Genomic DNA, 16,474 nt, shown 5'->3' with positions numbered 1-16,474 from the left:
GCGGTAGTCAGGTGCGGTACATAGTTATCGCGGTGGAAATTAGGGGTTGATTGACGCTTCAGCCAATGACCTGCGGCTTGCGAATCCCCAACCGGCTGATCCACACCGCCGCCAGAATCACGCCGCCACCGAGGAACAACCGCCCGAGCTCTTCGTGCTGATTCCAGATCAGCAAGTTCAGCAGCAATCCCACCGGCACGTGCAGGTTGTTCATCACCGCCAGGGTGCCGCCGTTGACCAGGCATGCGCCCTTGTTCCACCAGTACAGACCGAGTGCGGTCGAGACCAGGCCCAGGAACACCAGCACGCCCCATTGCAACGGCGCTTCGGGCAGGAAGTTGGATTTGCCGAACAGCAGGAACGCCGGCAACGCCACCGCGAGTGCGCCGAGGTAGAAGAAACCGAAGCGCCGGTAGTGCGGCAGATCGCTCGGATGCTTCGCCACCAGATGTTTGTACAACACCTGCCCGGCGGCGTAGGTGAAGTTGGCCAGTTGCAGCAGCAGGAAGCCCATGAAGAAGTCCGGGTTGATCCGGTCATAGCGAATCACCGCCGCACCGCACACAGCCACCAGCGCCGCGATCAGCGCCCATGGATTGAAGCGGCGATTGAGCGCGTCTTCGATCAGGGTCACGTGCAGCGGCGTGAGGATGGTGAACAGCAGCACTTCCGGCACCGTCAGTACCCGGAAGCTCAGGTACAAACAAACGTAGGTCACGCCGAACTGCAACGCGCCGATCAGCAGCATGCCGCGCATGAACGCCGGTTCCACCGAACGCCAGCGCGTCAGCGGAATGAACACCAGCCCGGCCAGCACCACGCGCACCAGCACCGCGAAGTAGCTGTCGACATGCCCGGCCAGGTATTCGCCGATCAGACTGAAGGAAAACGCCTGGATCAGCGTGACAATAAGTAGATAGCCCATGGTCGCCTCGATTTCGAATGGCGGCGACGATAGCGGTTTTTCCCGGCCATCGCTAAATCCCGGGCAAAAAAAAGCCCGATCTCGCTAAAGCGTTCAATCGGGCTACAGCACTCAGGAGCAACAAGTGCAAAGGGAGGTTCGATGCGCGTAGAGCCTTGAAGGGGTTGCGCCAGGTCACTAGAACAATCGGCGATTATCTGGCGATTAACATATCAAGCGACCTGGGACAGTTTGGCGTTGGCCTGGTTGAGGCCTTTCTCCTGGAAGTCGCCGCCCAGGTTCATGCCTTCGGCGTGGATGAAGGTCACGTCGTGGATGCCGATGAAACCCATCACCTGACGCAGGTACGGTTCCTGGTGATCCGCCGGGCCGCCGACGTAGATGCCGCCGCGAGCGGTCAGCACGTAGGCACGCTTGCCGCTGAGCAGGCCTTGCGGGCCGGTTTCGGTGTACTTGAAGGTGACGCCGGCACGCAGCACGTGGTCGAGCCAGGCTTTCAGGGTGCTCGGAATCGCGAAGTTGTACATCGGCGCGGCCATCACCAGCACGTCGGCGGCCAGCAGTTCATCGGTCAATGCGTTGGAGCGATCCAGCGAGGATTGCTCGCTGTCGTTGCGCTGTTCGGCGGATTTCATCCAGCCACCCAGCAGGTTGATGTCCAGGTGTGGCACCGGGTTCACGGCGAGGTCACGTACGGTGATCTGATCGGCCGGGTGTGCCGCTTTCCACTGACTGATGAAGGTCTGGGTCAGTTGACGGGATACCGAGTCTTGCTGGCGGGCGCTGCTTTCGATGATCAGAACGCGGGACATGGTGTGTAGCCTCCATCCGAGAATGTTGTAAGTCGATGGAGTGAAGGTTAAACAGAGTCGTATCGATGAAAAAGCGCAAATAACTGCTATAAAGCATCGATAAATTCGTTTATAAGCTGACGCATACCTTGTGGGAGCACACGGGCTCCCACAACGAGGCGGGTGTTATTTCGGGTTGCAGCTCAGTTCGACGCGCAGCTTGATGATCTCGCGGGAGAACTTGGCGGTGGCGTTGGTATGTTTGCCGGCCGGCACTTCGATATTGCGAGTGCGCGGCGCCTCCGGGCCGTTGCTGAATACGACTTTGCAGACCGCGTCGACCTCGCCGTAGTTGGCGACCCGGATGGAGCCGATGTCTTTATCGGTATCGAAGGACTCGTAGTCGATCTTCAGGCCATTGAGATTCTTCTGCACATCGATCGGATACGCAAACGCGGTCAGCGGCAGCAGCGCCAGCACCACACAACAGAATTTTTTCATTCGGCAGTCTCCATGAGGGACAGCCAGCTTAGGACAAGAGGAGCTATTGATGAAAGCGCCCCGCGTGACCCTTGATCAATGGCGAACGTTGCAGGCGGTGGTCGACCACGGCGGATTCGCCCAGGCCGCCGAGGCCCTGCACCGTTCGCAATCGTCGGTGAGCTACACCGTCGCCCGCATGCAGGACCAGCTCGGTGTGCCATTGCTGCGCATCGACGGCCGCAAGGCAGTGCTGACCGAAGCCGGCGGCGTGTTGCTGCGGCGTTCGCGACAACTGGTGAAACAGGCCAGCCAACTGGAAGACCTCGCCCATCACATGGAGCAAGGCTGGGAGGCCGAAGTGCGGTTGGTGGTCGATGCTGCCTACCCGAGCGCCCGCCTCGTTCGCGCACTGACCGCGTTCATGCCGCAGAGCCGTGGTTGCCGCGTGCGTCTGCGTGAAGAAGTGCTGTCGGGTGTCGAGGAAGTGTTGCTCGAAGGCGTGGCCGATCTGGCCATCACCGGCCTGAGCATTCCCGGTTACCTCGGCGCGGAGTTGAGCGACGTGGAATTCGTCGCCGTCGCCCACCCTGAACACGCGCTGCATCGACTGAACCGTGAGCTGAACTTCCAGGACCTGGAAACCCAGATGCAAGTGGTGATCCGCGACTCCGGCCGCCAGCAGCCCCGGGACGTCGGCTGGCTCGGCGCCGAACAGCGCTGGACCGTCGGCAGCCTCGCCACCGCCGCCAATTTCGTTTCCAGCGGCCTGGGCTTTGCCTGGCTGCCACGGCACATGATCGAACGTGAATTGAAGGAAGGCCTGCTCAAGCTGCTACCGTTGGATCAGGGCGGCAGCCGCAATCCGAGTTTCTATCTGTATTCGAACAAGGACAAACCGCTGGGCCCGGCCTCGCAGATCCTCGTCGAACTGTTGCGCACCTTCGACACCTTGCCGCTGGACGCACCGTTCGCCGCCCCCGAACAAGCCTGACACGGAGTTCACCGATGGCGTATTTCGAGCATGAAGGTTGCAACCTGCACTACGAGGAATATGGCCACGGCGATCCGTTGCTGCTGGTTCACGGGCTCGGTTCCAGCACGCTGGACTGGGAAATGCAGATCCCGGCACTGGCCGCGCAATACCGGGTGATCGTCCCGGACGTGCGCGGCCATGGCCGTTCCGACAAGCCCCGCGAACGCTACAGCATCGCCGGGTTCAGCGCCGACATCGTCGCCCTGATCGAACACCTGAAGCTCGGCCCGGTGCACTACGCCGGGCTGTCCATGGGCGGCATGATCGGCTTCCAGTTCGCCGTCGATCAGCCGCAGATGCTCAAGAGCCTGACCATCGTCAACAGCGCGCCCGAGGTCAAGGTGCGCAGCCGCGACGATTACTGGCAGTGGTTCAAGCGCTGGAGCCTGATGCGCCTGCTGAGCCTGGCCACCATCGGCAAAGCCCTTGGCGCCAAGCTGTTCCCCAAGCCGGAGCAGGCAGATTTGCGACAGAAGATGGCCGAGCGCTGGGCAAAAAACGACAAACGTGCTTATCTCGCCAGCTTCGATGCGATTGTTGGCTGGGGGGTTCAGGAACGACTTTCGAGGATCTCCTGTCCAACGCTCGTCGTCAGCGCCGACCGGGACTACACCCCCGTTTCGCTGAAAGAAACCTATGTCAGACTGCTGCCCGATGCGCGGCTGGTGGTGATCGCCGATTCACGCCACGCCACCCCGCTCGATCAACCCGAACGCTTCAATCAAACGCTGCTGGAGTTTCTCGCCACAGCCGATATTCACCCTCAGGATCACTGAACCATGCTGAAAAAAATCGCCCTCGCCGCCGGCACCGTGCTGTTCGCCGCCAACCTGATGGCTGCCACGCCGGCCAAGGCGCCACACGTCGAACTGGTGACCACCAACGGCACCATCGAAATCGAGCTGGACCCGGTCAAGGCGCCGATCAGTACCAAGAACTTCCTTGAGTACGTCGACAGCGGATTCTACACCAACACCATTTTCCACCGCGTGATCCCGGGCTTCATGGCTCAGGGCGGCGGTTTCACCCAGCAGATGGCACAAAAAGACACCAAGGCACCGATCAAGAACGAAGCCAGCAACGGTCTGCACAACGTTCGCGGCACCCTGTCGATGGCCCGTACTTCCGATCCAAACTCGGCCACCAGCCAGTTCTTCATCAACGTTGCCGACAACGCGTTCCTCGATCCGGGCCGCGACGCCGGTTACGCCGTGTTCGCCAAAGTGGTCAAGGGCATGGACGTGGTCGACATCATCGTCAACTCCCAGACCACCACCAAACAGGGCATGCAAAACGTGCCTGTCGACCCTGTGATCATCAAGTCGGCCAAGCGCATCGACTAAGCTTTACAGGGCGTATCGAGCGGCGCTGACCTGATGTCACGCCGCTCACACTGATAAAAGGAGAGCCCGTACTCCGGGCGGTTATCTGATGCTCTATCGCCGTTTCGAACAACTGATCGACATATTCCGTGACGCCCCGACGGCGGCTCCGCCGAACCGTGTTCTGCCCTTCTATACCTATTACCTGAAGCAGGTCTGGCCAAGTTTCGCCGCCCTGCTGGTGGTCGGCCTGTTCGCCGCACTGATCGAAGTGGCGCTGTTCAGTTACCTGAGCCGCATCATCGACCTGGCCCAGGGCACGCCGAACCCGAATTTCTTCCACGACCACGCTTTCGAACTGACCTGGATGGTGGTGGTTGCACTGGTGCTGCGCCCGATCTTCTTCGGCCTGCACGACTTGCTGGTGCACCAGACGCTGAGCCCGGGCATGACCAGCATGATTCGCTGGCAGAACCACAGCTATGTGCTCAAGCAGAGTCTGAACTTCTTCCAGAACGACTTCGCCGGGCGCATCGCCCAGCGCATCATGCAGACCGGCAACTCGCTGCGCGACTCCGCCGTGCAGGCGGTGGATGCGCTGTGGCACGTGCTGATCTACGCGGTCAGTTCGCTGGTGCTGTTCGCCGAGGCCGACTGGCGCCTGATGATCCCGCTGCTGACGTGGATCGCCGCTTACATCGGCGCACTCTATTACTTCGTGCCACGGGTCAAGGATCGCTCGGTCGCGGCTTCGGATGCGCGTTCGAAGCTGATGGGCCGGATCGTCGATGGTTACACCAACATCGCCACCCTGAAGCTGTTCGCCCACACCAATTTCGAACAGCACTACGCCCGCGAAGCCATGCAGGAACAGACCGAAAAGGCGCAGATGGCCGGGCGCGTGGTCACCAGCATGGACGTGGCGATCACCACCATGAACGGCCTGCTGATCGTCGGCACCACCGCGCTGGCGCTGTGGCTGTGGTCGCAGTCGCTGATCACCGTCGGTGCCATCGCCCTGGCGACCGGTCTGGTGATTCGCATCGTCAACATGTCCGGCTGGATCATGTGGGTGGTCACCGGGATCTTCGAAAACATCGGCATGGTCCAGGACGGTCTGCAGACCATCTCGCAGCCGGTCAGCGTCACCGATCACGAACAGGCCAAACCGCTGGCCGTGGCCCGTGGCGAAGTGCGTTTCGAGCACGTGGATTTTCACTACGGCAAGAAGAAAGGCATCATCGGCGACCTCAATCTGACCATCAAACCGGGGGAAAAGATCGGTCTGATCGGCCCGTCCGGTGCCGGCAAATCGACCCTGGTCAACCTGCTGCTGCGCCTGTACGACGTCGAGGGTGGGCGGATCCTGATCGACGGCCAGAACATCGCCGAAGTCGGCCAGGAAAGCCTGCGCGCACGGATCGGCATGATCACCCAGGACACTTCGCTGCTGCACCGTTCGATCCGCGACAACTTGCTGTACGGCAAGCCTGACGCCACCGACGCCGAACTCTGGGAGGCGGTGCGCAAGGCCCGTGCCGATGAGTTCATCCCGCTGCTGTCGGATGCCGAAGGTCGCACCGGTTTCGATGCCCATGTCGGCGAGCGCGGGGTGAAGTTGTCCGGTGGCCAGCGCCAGCGGATCGCAATTGCGCGGGTGCTGCTCAAGGACGCGCCGATCCTGATCATGGACGAAGCGACCTCGGCGCTGGACTCGGAAGTCGAAGCGGCGATCCAGGAAAGCCTGGAAACCCTGATGCAGGGCAAGACCGTGATCGCCATCGCCCACCGCCTCTCGACCATTGCCCGAATGGATCGGCTGGTGGTGCTGGAAAACGGCAAGATCGCCGAAAGCGGCAACCATGCCGAACTGTTGGCCCATGGCGGGTTGTATGCGCGGTTGTGGGCACACCAGACCGGAGGGTTTGTCGGCATCGACTGACCCTGCGCGAAACACAAAAACCGCCACAGCCCCTCTGCCACGGGCTCTGGCGGTTTTTTATCGCCTGCTGGAAATCCCTTGAATCCCTGCTGTAATCAGCGAAGGTTCTGGAGATGAACCTGTCGTAATTCTGCAAGGAAGCACAACTCGATGCAGTCTCGATAGCACGTCTATCAAGGACACTCTCATGTCTCTGTTCAAACGTTCAGTCACTGAGTTGTTGGGTACGTTCTGGTTGGTGTTGGGCGGGTGTGGCAGTGCGGTGATCGCCGCGTCTTCACCTACGGGTATCGGTGTGCTGGGGGTCGCCCTGGCGTTTGGTCTGACGGTGTTGACCATGGCGTTTGCCATCGGCCACATCAGCGGATGTCACCTCAACCCGGCCGTGTCGGTCGGTCTGGTCGTCGGCGGTCGGTTCCCGGCCAAAGAACTGCCTGCCTACATCATCGCCCAGGTGATCGGCGGGATTCTGGCAGCGGCATTGCTCTACCACATCGCCAGCGGCAAGGAGGGTTTCGACATCGCCGCCGGCCTTGCCTCCAACGGCTATGGCGAGCACTCGCCGGGCAAATACTCGATGGCCGCCGGGTTCGTCACCGAACTGGTGATGACTGCCATGTTCGTGGTGATCATCCTTGGCGCCACCGACAAGCGCGCGCCGGCAGGACTGGCACCGATTGCCATCGGCCTGGGCCTGACGCTGATCCACCTGATCTCGATTCCGGTGACCAACACCTCGGTCAACCCGGCCCGCAGCACGGGCCCGGCGCTGATGGTCGGTGGCTGGGCGATCGCGCAGTTGTGGATGTTCTGGGTCGCGCCGTTGCTGGGCGCGGTGGTTGGCGGCGTGGTCTATCGCTGGCTGGGCAAGGAAGACAGTTGAGGGCAGCGGCGAGGATCAGGCTTGCCGATACGGCAAGGCGCTCCTCGCCTCTTCCGCGTAAGCCAGAACACCGGCGCGTTCCTGCTGAAGGAAATCCTTCACGGCGGCTTTCAGGCCGGGATGACGCAGGTAGTGCCAGGAATGGGTGATCACCGGTTCAAAGCCGCGAATCAGTTTGTGTTCGCCCTGGGCGCCGGCGTCGAATCGCTGGAAACCCTGGGCAATCGCGTAGTCCATGCCCTGATAGAAACAGGTTTCGAAATGCAGCCGGTCGAACTCGGCCAGGCAACCCCAGTAACGACCGTAAAAGCTGTCGCCCCCCACCAGACTGAACGCCATCGCCACCGGCCTTGAGCCCTGTTTGGCCAGCACGACACGAATCGATTCCGGCATGCGCTCGGCCAGCAGGCTGAAGAACTCCCGCGTCAGATACGGTGCCTGGCGACGCACCGCATAGGTGTTGGCGTAGCAGGCGTAAACAAAATCCCACTGCGCCTCGTCCAGTTCTCGTCCTTCCAGCCATTCGAACTCGAAACCCTGCCCCGCCACTTGCTCGCGCTCCTTTCGCATCTGTTTGCGCTTGCGCGAACTGAGCACGTCGAGAAAGTCCTGGAAGTCGCGATAGCCGCGATTCTGCCAGTGATATTGACAGCCGATGCGTTGCAGCCAACCCGGTTGTTCGGCCATGGCAGCGTCGGTGAAGGGGTCAGTGAAGTTGATGTGGGCGCTGGAGAGTTCTTCGATTTGCAGATAGCCCGGCAGGCTCTTGAGCAGTTCGAATCCGTCCTCGACGTTCGCCGCCAGCAACCGCGGACCACTGACCGGGCTGAAGGGCACGGCGCTCAGAAACTTGGGGTAGTAATCAATGCCGGCGCGGGCGCAGGCGTCGGCCCAGCCGTGATCGAACACGTATTCGCCGTAGGAATGCCACTTGCGATAACCGGGCAGCGCTGCGATCAAGCGACCGTCTTCGACATGCAGCAAATGCTCCGGCTGCCAGCCGGTGTGCGGGCCGACACTGCCGCTGTCTTCCAGCGCGCCGAGGAAGGCATGGCGCAGAAACGGCTGGTTGTCCGGCACCAGTGCATCCCAGAGCGCCGGTTCGATTTCCGACAGTTTTTGCAGGCGCTGCAACGGCATTTTCCTCTCCACATCCGGGCCTGAAAGCCTCGCGAGTATCGCCCATCGCCTTGATCTTGCACACGACCAATTGCGCGACAGCGCTCTAAATCAATAGTTCACGGAAGTTTTGTATCGTCATCAACCTGCCATCACCGTGCCACTGCTCTGTCATAAACCATCGCGATACTGGCGCCTGTTTTTAGAGCGCCGGGTTCTACCCGGACACAGTTTTCCGACGTTCAAATCGTCGGTTGTGCCCAGGATGGTTCAGCCATCCCTCTCATCTTCGGAGATTGCTATGCGTCTTGCTTCCACGAAAACTGCGGCAGCCCTGTGCGGTGGCCTGTTGCTGGCCATGAGTGTTCCGGCCAGTGCCGCAGTCGACGCCAAACTGCTCGAAATGCTCAAGGCCAACGGTTCCATTACCCAGGCGCAGTACGTAGAACTGCAAACTGAACTGGCCCAGGATCAAAAGGCCCAGCAAATCGCGCAGCAGGCGCAGCAAGAGACCAACGAGCAGATCGCGGCGACCGCGAAGAAAACCAACGAACTGAGCACCTTCGACCAGAAGCTGGCCTGGGCTGCCAAGACCCAGTTCAAGGGTGACGTGCGTTTCCGTCAGGAAACCGTCAAGAACGATGGCGTACCGAACGCCAAGGACCAGGACCGTCAGCGCATTCGTGCCCGTCTGGGTGCCTACACCGAAATCAACCCGCAGGTGGACACCGGTATCCGTATCGCCACCGGCAGCAGCGACGACGCCCGCTCCACCAACCAGGACCTGAACAACTACTTCGACAAGAAGCAGATCTGGCTCGACCAGGGTTACGTCGACTACCACCCTGACGCCATCAAGAACCTGCACCTGATCGCCGGTAAAATGAACCAGCCTTGGGTGAGCATGGGCGACATCATCTGGGACAGCGACATCAACCCGGAAGGCCTGGCCGTCACCTACAAGTACCCGCTGAACGGCAGCGCCGAACTGTTCGGTAGCGCCGGTCACTACACCCTCAAGGACAACGTCGATGGCGAAGGCGTGCAGTTCAAGCACGACCTGCGTCTGTACGCCGGCCAGTTGGGCGGTCGTTTCGCACTGACCGACAGCCTGAAACTGACCCTGGGCGGCAGTATCTATTCCTACGACAACGACAAGGACAGTGCCTGCCCGACCACCGGCACCGTGACCGCGCCATGCGCCCTGGCCGTCAACGGCAACAGCCCGAACGAAACCTTCAAACTGTATGAAGGCTTTGGTCAGCTGGACGTCGCCAACCTGCCAGTACCGCTGTCGATCTACGGTCAGTACGTCAACAACAACGACGCCAGCAACGACCAGGACACTGGCTGGCTGGCCGGCGTCAAGACCAAGGTTTACGGCTTCGGGATCGACTACAACTACCGCGACGTACAGCGTAACGCTGTGGTGGGTGCCTTCACCGACTCCGACTTCGCCAACGGCTACACCGGTTCGCGCGGCAGCAAGCTGAAAGTGAGCTACGAGCTGGACAAGAACTTCACCCTGGGCGCCACGTATTTCATGGCTAACTCGGACTACACCAACGCCAGCCTCAAGAAGACTGACTCCGACATCAACACCCTGCAACTGGATGCCGAAGCCAAGTTCTAAAACAGCAATGCCAGGCTTCAAGCCGCGAGTGAATGCCTCACTTGTCGCTTGAAGCTGCTTTTCTCCTACAGCCCGGCGCAGCAACAGCGATCCCCATCATCCGTTCGCCGCTGTTGTGCCGGGCTGTTTTTTGCCTCAGGAATTGTCTTTTCGTCGCTGCTCGGCCAAGCGCTCGGCCAACGCGTCCAGATCCCCTTCCGGTTTCTCCGGCATCTTGCGCAACGTCGCCTGCATCAGCCGCATCTGGCGAATGAAACGCCGGCAATTGGGGCAGAACATCAGGTGATGACGCACCATCAGCTTCTCGCGAAAGCTCAATTGGCCATCGAGATAATCGCTGGATCGTGCCACTTGCTCCTTGCAGGTCAACATTCGCCGGTCTCCTCAAAATGTTCCACGGTCGCGAAGACCTTCAAGCGTGCCCGATGCAGCAGCACACGGACATTGGAGAGCGAGATCTCCAGAAGATTACAGATCTCTTCCAGCTCCAGGCCCTGACGCTCGCGCAGCAACAGCACACTGCTTTGCAGTTCTGACAGGCTGAGCAGCGTGTGCTCCAGGCATTCGCGCAGTTCATTCTCGGTGAGCAGCGCTTCGGGCGTGTCCTGATGCCAGGCGAACGGTGCGACCAGCCAGTGACCGTCGCCGGGAGAAAAACGGTCGTCGTCGATGGTGCCGTGGGGCGACGGCAGATCATCCATCAGCACTTCCCGGCGATTCTGCTTGTAGCGACCCTTGGCCGAGTTGGCGGTGATGGTCAGCAGCCAGGTCTTGAGACTGGAGCGGCCCTCGAAGCTGCCGATATGGCGCACCACCGACAGCCAGGCGTCCTGCACCACTTCTTCGACGTGGCGCTGGCCGACAATCGCATAGGCCACCGCGCGCATGGCGCTCTGGTAGGTGGTGACCAGTTCCTTGAAAGCCTTTTGCTCGCCAGCCAGCAGGCGTTCGAGTAATTGAGTGTCATCCGTTGCAGCCATCGATACCTCACGGGTAAAAAAAATCGCAGCCTGCGACGGCTCCCGAAGAAGCGCGCAGGCTGCGATCTTTTAACACGGACTCAGCGTTTGCGCAGAATCACGCTACCAATCGAATAACCGGCACCGAACGAGCTCAGTACCGCCAGCGAACCGGCCGCCAGATCGTCCTGGTACTTGTGGAAAGCGATCACGGAACCGGCGGAGCTGGTGTTGGCGTAGGTGTCGAGAATCACCGGTGCTTCTTCTCCGGTGGCTTCGCGGCCCAGCAACTTGCGCACGATCAGGTGGTTCATGCTCAGGTTGGCCTGGTGCAGCCAGAAACGCTTCACGTCGCCAACGTTGAGCTTGTTCTCTTCCAGATGCTCGCCGATCAGCTCGGCCACCATCGGGCAGACGTCCTTGAACACCTTGCGACCTTCCTGCACGAACAGTTTGTCGCGGGCACCGATGCCCTCTTCCGCCGCGCGGTTGAGGAAGCCGAAGTTGTTACGGATGTTGTTCGAGAACTTGGTCAGCAGTTTGGTGCTGACCACGTCGAACTGGTGCTTCGACGTCGCCGTATCGGCACGCTCGATGACGACGGCGGTAGCAGCGTCACCGAAGATGAAGTGGCTGTCGCGGTCGCGGAAGTTCAGGTGACCGGTGCAGACTTCCGGGTTGACCATCAGGATCGCCCGGGCCTGGCCCAGTTGCACGGTGTTGGCGGCTTGCTGGATGCCGAAAGTCGCCGACGAGCAGGCGACGTTCATGTCGAAACCGAAACCCTGGATGCCCAGTGCTTCCTGGACTTCGATGGCGATGGCCGGGTAGGCGCGTTGCAGATTGGAGCAGGCGACGATCACACCGTCGATGTCGGCGGCGGTCTTGCCGGCACGCTGCAGGGCTTGTTCGGCAGCGCCGATGGCCATCTGGCAGAGCACCGACCACTCGTCGTTGGAACGCTCCGGCAGGCGTGGCGCCATGCGCGCAGGGTCGAGAATGCCGTCCTTGTCCATGACAAAGCGGCTCTTGATGCCCGAGGCTTTTTCGATAAACGCGGCACTGGATTCGGTCAGGGCCTGGATTTCACCGCTGGCGATAGCGTCAGCGTTGTCGGCGTTGAACTGCGCGACGTAGGTATTGAAAGACTGCACCAGCTCTTCGTTGGAGATGCTGTTGGCCGGGGTGTACAGGCCGGTGCCGCTGATGACGACGTTATGCATGGTCGTTTCTCTAATCTGTTCAGGCAGAAAGTGCTGGCACCGACGTGCCAACACGCAAAGGGTCTATTCCCATAGAGGGGACGCAAAAACCTGGCATCGCTTTATTCCGACCTCGCCCGCGGCTGACAAGGCTCAAAACCGCGGGGCCGGCGTTTATAGGCGCGAAGTTTGCCATAAACCTTGGCATTTGGCGCCTTTTGCAGGATCGGAGGTCAGGCCTCGACCTGCGTCCACTGTTTGTTCAGGCGCTTATCGGAGATCGGCACTTTCGTCCCCAACTGCTGGGCGAACAGCGAAACCCGATACTCTTCCAGCCACCAGCGATACAGCTCGAGCTGCGGATCGCGTTTGCCTTCCTGCGCGTGTTTGGCCGCGCGCGTCTGGAATTGCGTCCAGAGCCCGGCGAGTTCGCCGCTCCAGACCCGATCCTTCTGCACCTGCGCGCCCAGTTTTTCGAAACGTTGCTCGACGGCCTTCAGATAACGCGGCAACTCCTTGAGCCACAGCATCGGCGTTTCGCGGACGAAGCCCGGATACACCAGATGGCTGAGTTGCAGCTTGATGTCGTTAAGCGCTACCGCCTGAGCCAGGTCGATCTTGCCCTTGAAGCGTTTTTGCAGACCGTGCCAGAGCTTGAGGATTTCCAGGGTCAGACGCGCCACCCGTTCGGCGTGCTCGGTCCAGCTGCCACGCTTGCGCTCGGCCAGTGCCGCCAGACCTGCGCCGTCACGAGGCAACGGGTCTTCGCCATCAAGAATGCAGCTGTCGAGGCTGGCCAGCAGAATGTCTTCCACCAGCGCATCGACCCGGCCCAGTTCGCGGTACAACAAGCCCAGTTCGGTCAGGCCCGGCAACTTGCCGCGCAGGAACTTGGCCGGTTCAGCCAGTTGCTGCATCAACAGTCGCTGCAAGGCGCGGCGATGCTGGAACTCGGCTTCGGCCGGGGTCGAGAAGCGCCCTTCCTTGACCGTACCGCCCTCCTCCACCAGCGCCGGATAGACCGTCATCGACAACCCGGCAATCTTCTGCTGAGTCTTTTCCGCCACCGCAGCGAAGACCTTGGCTTCCACCGGTTGCTGGCTTTTCGCGCTCTGTGGCACAGCCAACGCAGCTTGGCTGGCTTCGGCGAAACGTGCGGTCAGCTCCGCCAGATCCCGGCCTTCGCCGAGGAACTTGCCCTGGCCGTCGACGATTTCCAGGTTCATCCGCAGATGGCTTTCGACCTGCAGCTCAGCTTCCGCCCAGGCTTCGTCGCTGACCCGCGCACCGGTCATGCGCAGCAGTTCACGGCCCAGCGCTTGCGGCAACGAACCTTCGGCAAACGTCATGCGTTGCAGTGCAGCCTTGATGAAGTCCGGCACTGGCACGAAATTTTTGCGCAGGGCCTTGGGCAGGTTACGCACCAGCGCAATGCACTTGGCCTCGATCAGCCCCGGCACCAGCCATTCCAGGCGCTCCGGCGGCAGCATCGGCAACAGCGGTGCCGGTACGCGCAGGGTCACACCGTCGCGCGGGTGATTCGGTTCGAAGTGATAACTCAGGGCCAGTTCCAGATCGCCGATGTGCAGCGTGTCCGGGTAATGCTGGGCGGTGACTTCGCTGGCTTCGCGAGCCAGCACGTCTTCCTCGCGCATGATCAGCAGTTGCGGGTCTTTCTGGCTGTTGACCCGATACCAGCTGTCGAACGTCGCGGTCTGGTGGATCTCCGCCGGCAATCGCGCATCGTAGAACGCGAACAGGGTTTCCTCGTCGGCCAGAATGTCCCGGCGGCGAGCCTTGGCTTCCAGTTCGTCGAGTTGTTCCAGCAGTTGCTTGTTGGCCGTCAGGCATTTGGCCCGGGACTGAATCTCGCCACGCACCAGGCCTTCGCGGATGAACAGCTCCCGCGAGACCACCGGATCCACCGGGCCGTAATGCACCGGTCGACGACCGACCACGATCAGGCCGAACAGGGTGATCTGCTCGAACGCCACAACCTGGCCGCGCTTCTTCTCCCAGTGCGGTTCGAAGTGGTTCTTCTTGATCAGGTGCCCGGCCAGCGGTTCGATCCAGTCGGCGTCGATCTTGGCCACCATCCGCGCATAGAGCTTGGTGGTTTCCACCAGTTCGGCGGTCATCACCCACTGCGGACGCTTCTTGCCGATGCCCGAGGACGGATGAATCCAGAAGCGCCGCTGACGGGCGCCAAGATAGTCGCCGTCCTCGGTTTTCTGACCGATCTGGCTGAGCAGACCGACCAGTACCGCTTTGTGCAGTTTCGGATAGTCCGCCGGCTCTTTATTGAGGCTCAGCTGCAAATCGCGGCAGATCAGGCTCAACTGACGATGGGAATCGCGCCACTCGCGCAAGCGCAGGTAGTTGAGGAAATTCTTGCGACACCAGTTGCGCAGCGGGCTGGCGGTCAGCGCCTGGCGCTGCTCTTCAAAACCGCGCCACAGATTGACCAGCCCGGCGAAGTCCGAATCGATGTCCTTCCACTGGGCGTGGGCCTGATCGGCCGCTTGCTGACGCTCCGGCGGACGCTCGCGTGGGTCCTGAATCGACATGGCGCTGGCGACGATCAGCACTTCCTGCAGACTGCCGAGTTTTGCCGCTTCGAGCAGCATGCGGCCCATGCGCGGGTCCACGGGCAGGCGCGCCAACTGGCGGCCGAGCGGCGTCAACTGACTGTTGCGATCCACCGCCGACAACTCTTGCAGCAGATTGAAACCGTCGCTGATCGCCTTGCCGTCCGGCGGCTCGATGAACGGGAAATCCGTGATCTCGCCGAGGCGCAGATGCAGCATCTGCAGGATCACTGCAGCAAGGTTGGTGCGCAGGATTTCCGGATCGGTAAATTCCGGGCGACCGAGGAAATCCTCCTCGCTGTACAAGCGCACGCAGATACCCGGCTCGACCCGGCCGCAACGACCTTTACGCTGGTTGGCGCTGGCCTGGGAAATTGCTTCGATCGGCAGCCGCTGGACCTTGGCGCGGTAGCTGTAGCGGCTGATACGCGCGGTACCGCTGTCGATCACGTAACGAATGCCCGGCACGGTCAACGACGTTTCGGCGACGTTGGTCGCCAGCACCACGCGACGGCCTGGGTGGGACTGGAAGATCCGCTGCTGTTCGGCCGGCGACAGGCGCGCGTACAACGGCAGGATTTCGGTGTGCTTGAGCTGGGCCTTGCGCAGCATGTCGGCGGCGTCGCGAATCTCGCGCTCGCCGGGCAGGAACACCAGCACGTCGCCAGGGCTGCGGCGCTCGCTGCGCTCATAGGCGGCGATTTCGTCGAGGGTGGCGAGGATCGCCTGATCCACGGTCAGGTCGTCCTCGACGCGGTTGCCCTCTTCGTCCTGCTCCAGCGTCAGCGGGCGATACCAGGTTTCAACCGGGAAGGTGCGGCCGGACACTTCGACAATCGGCGCATCGTCAAAGTGCTTGGAAAAGCGCTCCAGATCGATGGTCGCCGAGGTGATGATGACTTTCAGGTCCGGACGACGCGGCAGCAGGGTTTTCAGGTAACCGAGCAGGAAGTCGATGTTGAGGCTGCGTTCGTGCGCTTCGTCGACGATGATCGTGTCGTAGCGTTCGAGGTAGCGGTCGTTCTGGGTTTCCGCCAGCAGGATGCCGTCGGTCATCAGTTTGATCAGGGTGTTGGAGTCGCTCTGGTCTTCGAAGCGCACCTGATAGCCGACCAGCGCGCCCAGCGGCGTACCGAGTTCTTCGGCGACCCGGCTGGCCACGCTGCGCGCCGCAATTCGACGCGGCTGGGTGTGGCCGATCAGGCCATGTTGGCCGCGACCGATTTCCAGACAGATTTTCGGTAACTGGGTGGTTTTGCCCGAGCCGGTTTCGCCGGCGATGATCAGCACCTGGTGCTTTTCCAGGGCCTTCTTGATTTCGTCACGCTTGGCCGCAATCGGCAGGCTGTCGTCGTAACGGATCACCGGCAGGCTGGCCTTGCGCGCCAGCACCTGATCGCAGGACGCCTGCATGCGCGCCACCCACTGGGCCAGTTTGGCCTCGTCGGGTTTCTTGCGCAGCTCAAGCAACTGCCGCCGCAGCCGGTGGCGGTCGGCGAGCATGGCGTGATCGAGGTTTTTCAGCAGTTTGTCGATGGAGGGCGATTCGTCGGTCATCGGGTACGCAATTCGGTCGTCTAGTGGCGCAAGGACG

At 61.2% G+C, this 16,474-nt stretch carries 14 protein-coding genes; 6 read left to right on the top strand and 8 right to left on the bottom strand.

Going from position 1 to position 16,474, the window contains the following annotated elements; all coding sequences use genetic code 11:
* Positions 1 to 58: 58 nt before the first annotated feature.
* From IF199_RS07490 to IF199_RS07480, 3 genes are all read right to left on the bottom strand, one after another.
* Positions 59 to 925 (bottom strand): carboxylate/amino acid/amine transporter, encoded by an 867-nt coding sequence (locus tag IF199_RS07490; protein WP_192560048.1) that lies wholly within the window; start codon positions 923 to 925, stop codon positions 59 to 61.
* Positions 926 to 1,137: 212 nt separating this feature from the next.
* Positions 1,138 to 1,737 carry an FMN-dependent NADH-azoreductase gene (locus tag IF199_RS07485; RefSeq protein WP_192560047.1) on the bottom strand — a complete coding sequence of 200 codons (600 nt, stop codon included), beginning with the start codon at positions 1,735 to 1,737 and terminating at the stop codon, positions 1,138 to 1,140.
* Positions 1,738 to 1,902: 165 nt separating this feature from the next.
* A complete protein-coding gene (locus IF199_RS07480) occupies positions 1,903 to 2,217 on the bottom strand; it encodes a 3-phosphoglycerate kinase (protein WP_085710332.1) in 315 nt (104 codons plus the stop codon).
* Between the two features lie 49 nt (positions 2,218 to 2,266).
* Between IF199_RS07480 and IF199_RS07475 the strand changes: the two genes are divergently transcribed.
* The 5 genes from IF199_RS07475 (at position 2,267) to aqpZ (ending at position 7,379) form a co-directional block, all read left to right on the top strand.
* Entirely contained in the window at positions 2,267 to 3,190 is a 924-nt protein-coding gene (locus IF199_RS07475) for a PA3225 family LysR-type transcriptional regulator (protein ID WP_007956543.1), read from the top strand.
* A gap of 14 nt (positions 3,191 to 3,204) precedes the next feature.
* Positions 3,205 to 4,008, top strand: coding sequence for an alpha/beta fold hydrolase (locus tag IF199_RS07470; RefSeq protein ID WP_096819355.1), 804 nt, complete (start codon positions 3,205 to 3,207; stop codon positions 4,006 to 4,008).
* 3 nt (positions 4,009 to 4,011) lie between these two features.
* Positions 4,012 to 4,575 (top strand): peptidylprolyl isomerase, encoded by a 564-nt coding sequence (locus tag IF199_RS07465; protein WP_096819356.1) that lies wholly within the window; start codon positions 4,012 to 4,014, stop codon positions 4,573 to 4,575.
* Between the two features lie 88 nt (positions 4,576 to 4,663).
* Positions 4,664 to 6,496, top strand: a complete 1,833-nt coding sequence (locus IF199_RS07460; RefSeq protein ID WP_096819357.1) for an ABC transporter ATP-binding protein — start codon at positions 4,664 to 4,666, stop codon at positions 6,494 to 6,496.
* A gap of 187 nt (positions 6,497 to 6,683) precedes the next feature.
* The gene (gene aqpZ, locus IF199_RS07455; protein ID WP_192560046.1) at positions 6,684 to 7,379 is read left to right on the top strand and encodes an aquaporin Z; all 696 of its coding nucleotides are present in this window, start codon (positions 6,684 to 6,686) and stop codon (positions 7,377 to 7,379) included.
* A 15-nt stretch (positions 7,380 to 7,394) separates the two neighbouring features.
* Here aqpZ and IF199_RS07450 read toward each other — a convergent pair whose 3' ends face one another.
* Positions 7,395 to 8,519: a GNAT family N-acetyltransferase gene (locus IF199_RS07450; protein ID WP_096819359.1), complete on the bottom strand. Its 1,125-nt coding sequence runs from the start codon at positions 8,517 to 8,519 to the stop codon at positions 7,395 to 7,397.
* A 280-nt stretch (positions 8,520 to 8,799) separates the two neighbouring features.
* Here IF199_RS07450 and IF199_RS07445 point away from each other — a divergent pair, with 280 nt between their 5' ends.
* Positions 8,800 to 10,131 (top strand): putative porin, encoded by a 1,332-nt coding sequence (locus tag IF199_RS07445; protein ID WP_096819360.1) that lies wholly within the window; start codon positions 8,800 to 8,802, stop codon positions 10,129 to 10,131.
* A 135-nt stretch (positions 10,132 to 10,266) separates the two neighbouring features.
* Here the strand turns inward: IF199_RS07445 and IF199_RS07440 are convergent, their stop codons facing one another.
* The 4 genes from IF199_RS07440 to hrpA form a co-directional block, all read right to left on the bottom strand.
* A complete protein-coding gene (locus IF199_RS07440; RefSeq protein WP_096819361.1) occupies positions 10,267 to 10,503 on the bottom strand; it encodes an anti-sigma factor family protein in 237 nt (78 codons plus the stop codon).
* Positions 10,497 to 11,111: an RNA polymerase sigma factor gene (locus IF199_RS07435; protein WP_102620240.1), complete on the bottom strand. Its 615-nt coding sequence runs from the start codon at positions 11,109 to 11,111 to the stop codon at positions 10,497 to 10,499. The genes IF199_RS07440 and IF199_RS07435 overlap by 7 nt, the downstream gene beginning before the upstream one ends.
* Positions 11,112 to 11,191: 80 nt before the next feature.
* Positions 11,192 to 12,313, bottom strand: a complete 1,122-nt coding sequence (locus tag IF199_RS07430; RefSeq protein ID WP_192560045.1) for a beta-ketoacyl-ACP synthase III — start codon at positions 12,311 to 12,313, stop codon at positions 11,192 to 11,194.
* A 212-nt stretch (positions 12,314 to 12,525) separates the two neighbouring features.
* Complete coding sequence (gene hrpA, locus IF199_RS07425; protein ID WP_192560044.1) at positions 12,526 to 16,437, bottom strand: ATP-dependent RNA helicase HrpA; 3,912 nt, start codon at positions 16,435 to 16,437, stop codon at positions 12,526 to 12,528.
* Positions 16,438 to 16,474 lie beyond the last annotated feature (37 nt).

Source organism: Pseudomonas allokribbensis, from assembly GCF_014863605.1.
Classification (GTDB): Bacteria; Pseudomonadota; Gammaproteobacteria; order Pseudomonadales; family Pseudomonadaceae; genus Aquipseudomonas; species Aquipseudomonas allokribbensis.
This window is presented reverse-complemented; position numbering and strand designations above follow the sequence as displayed.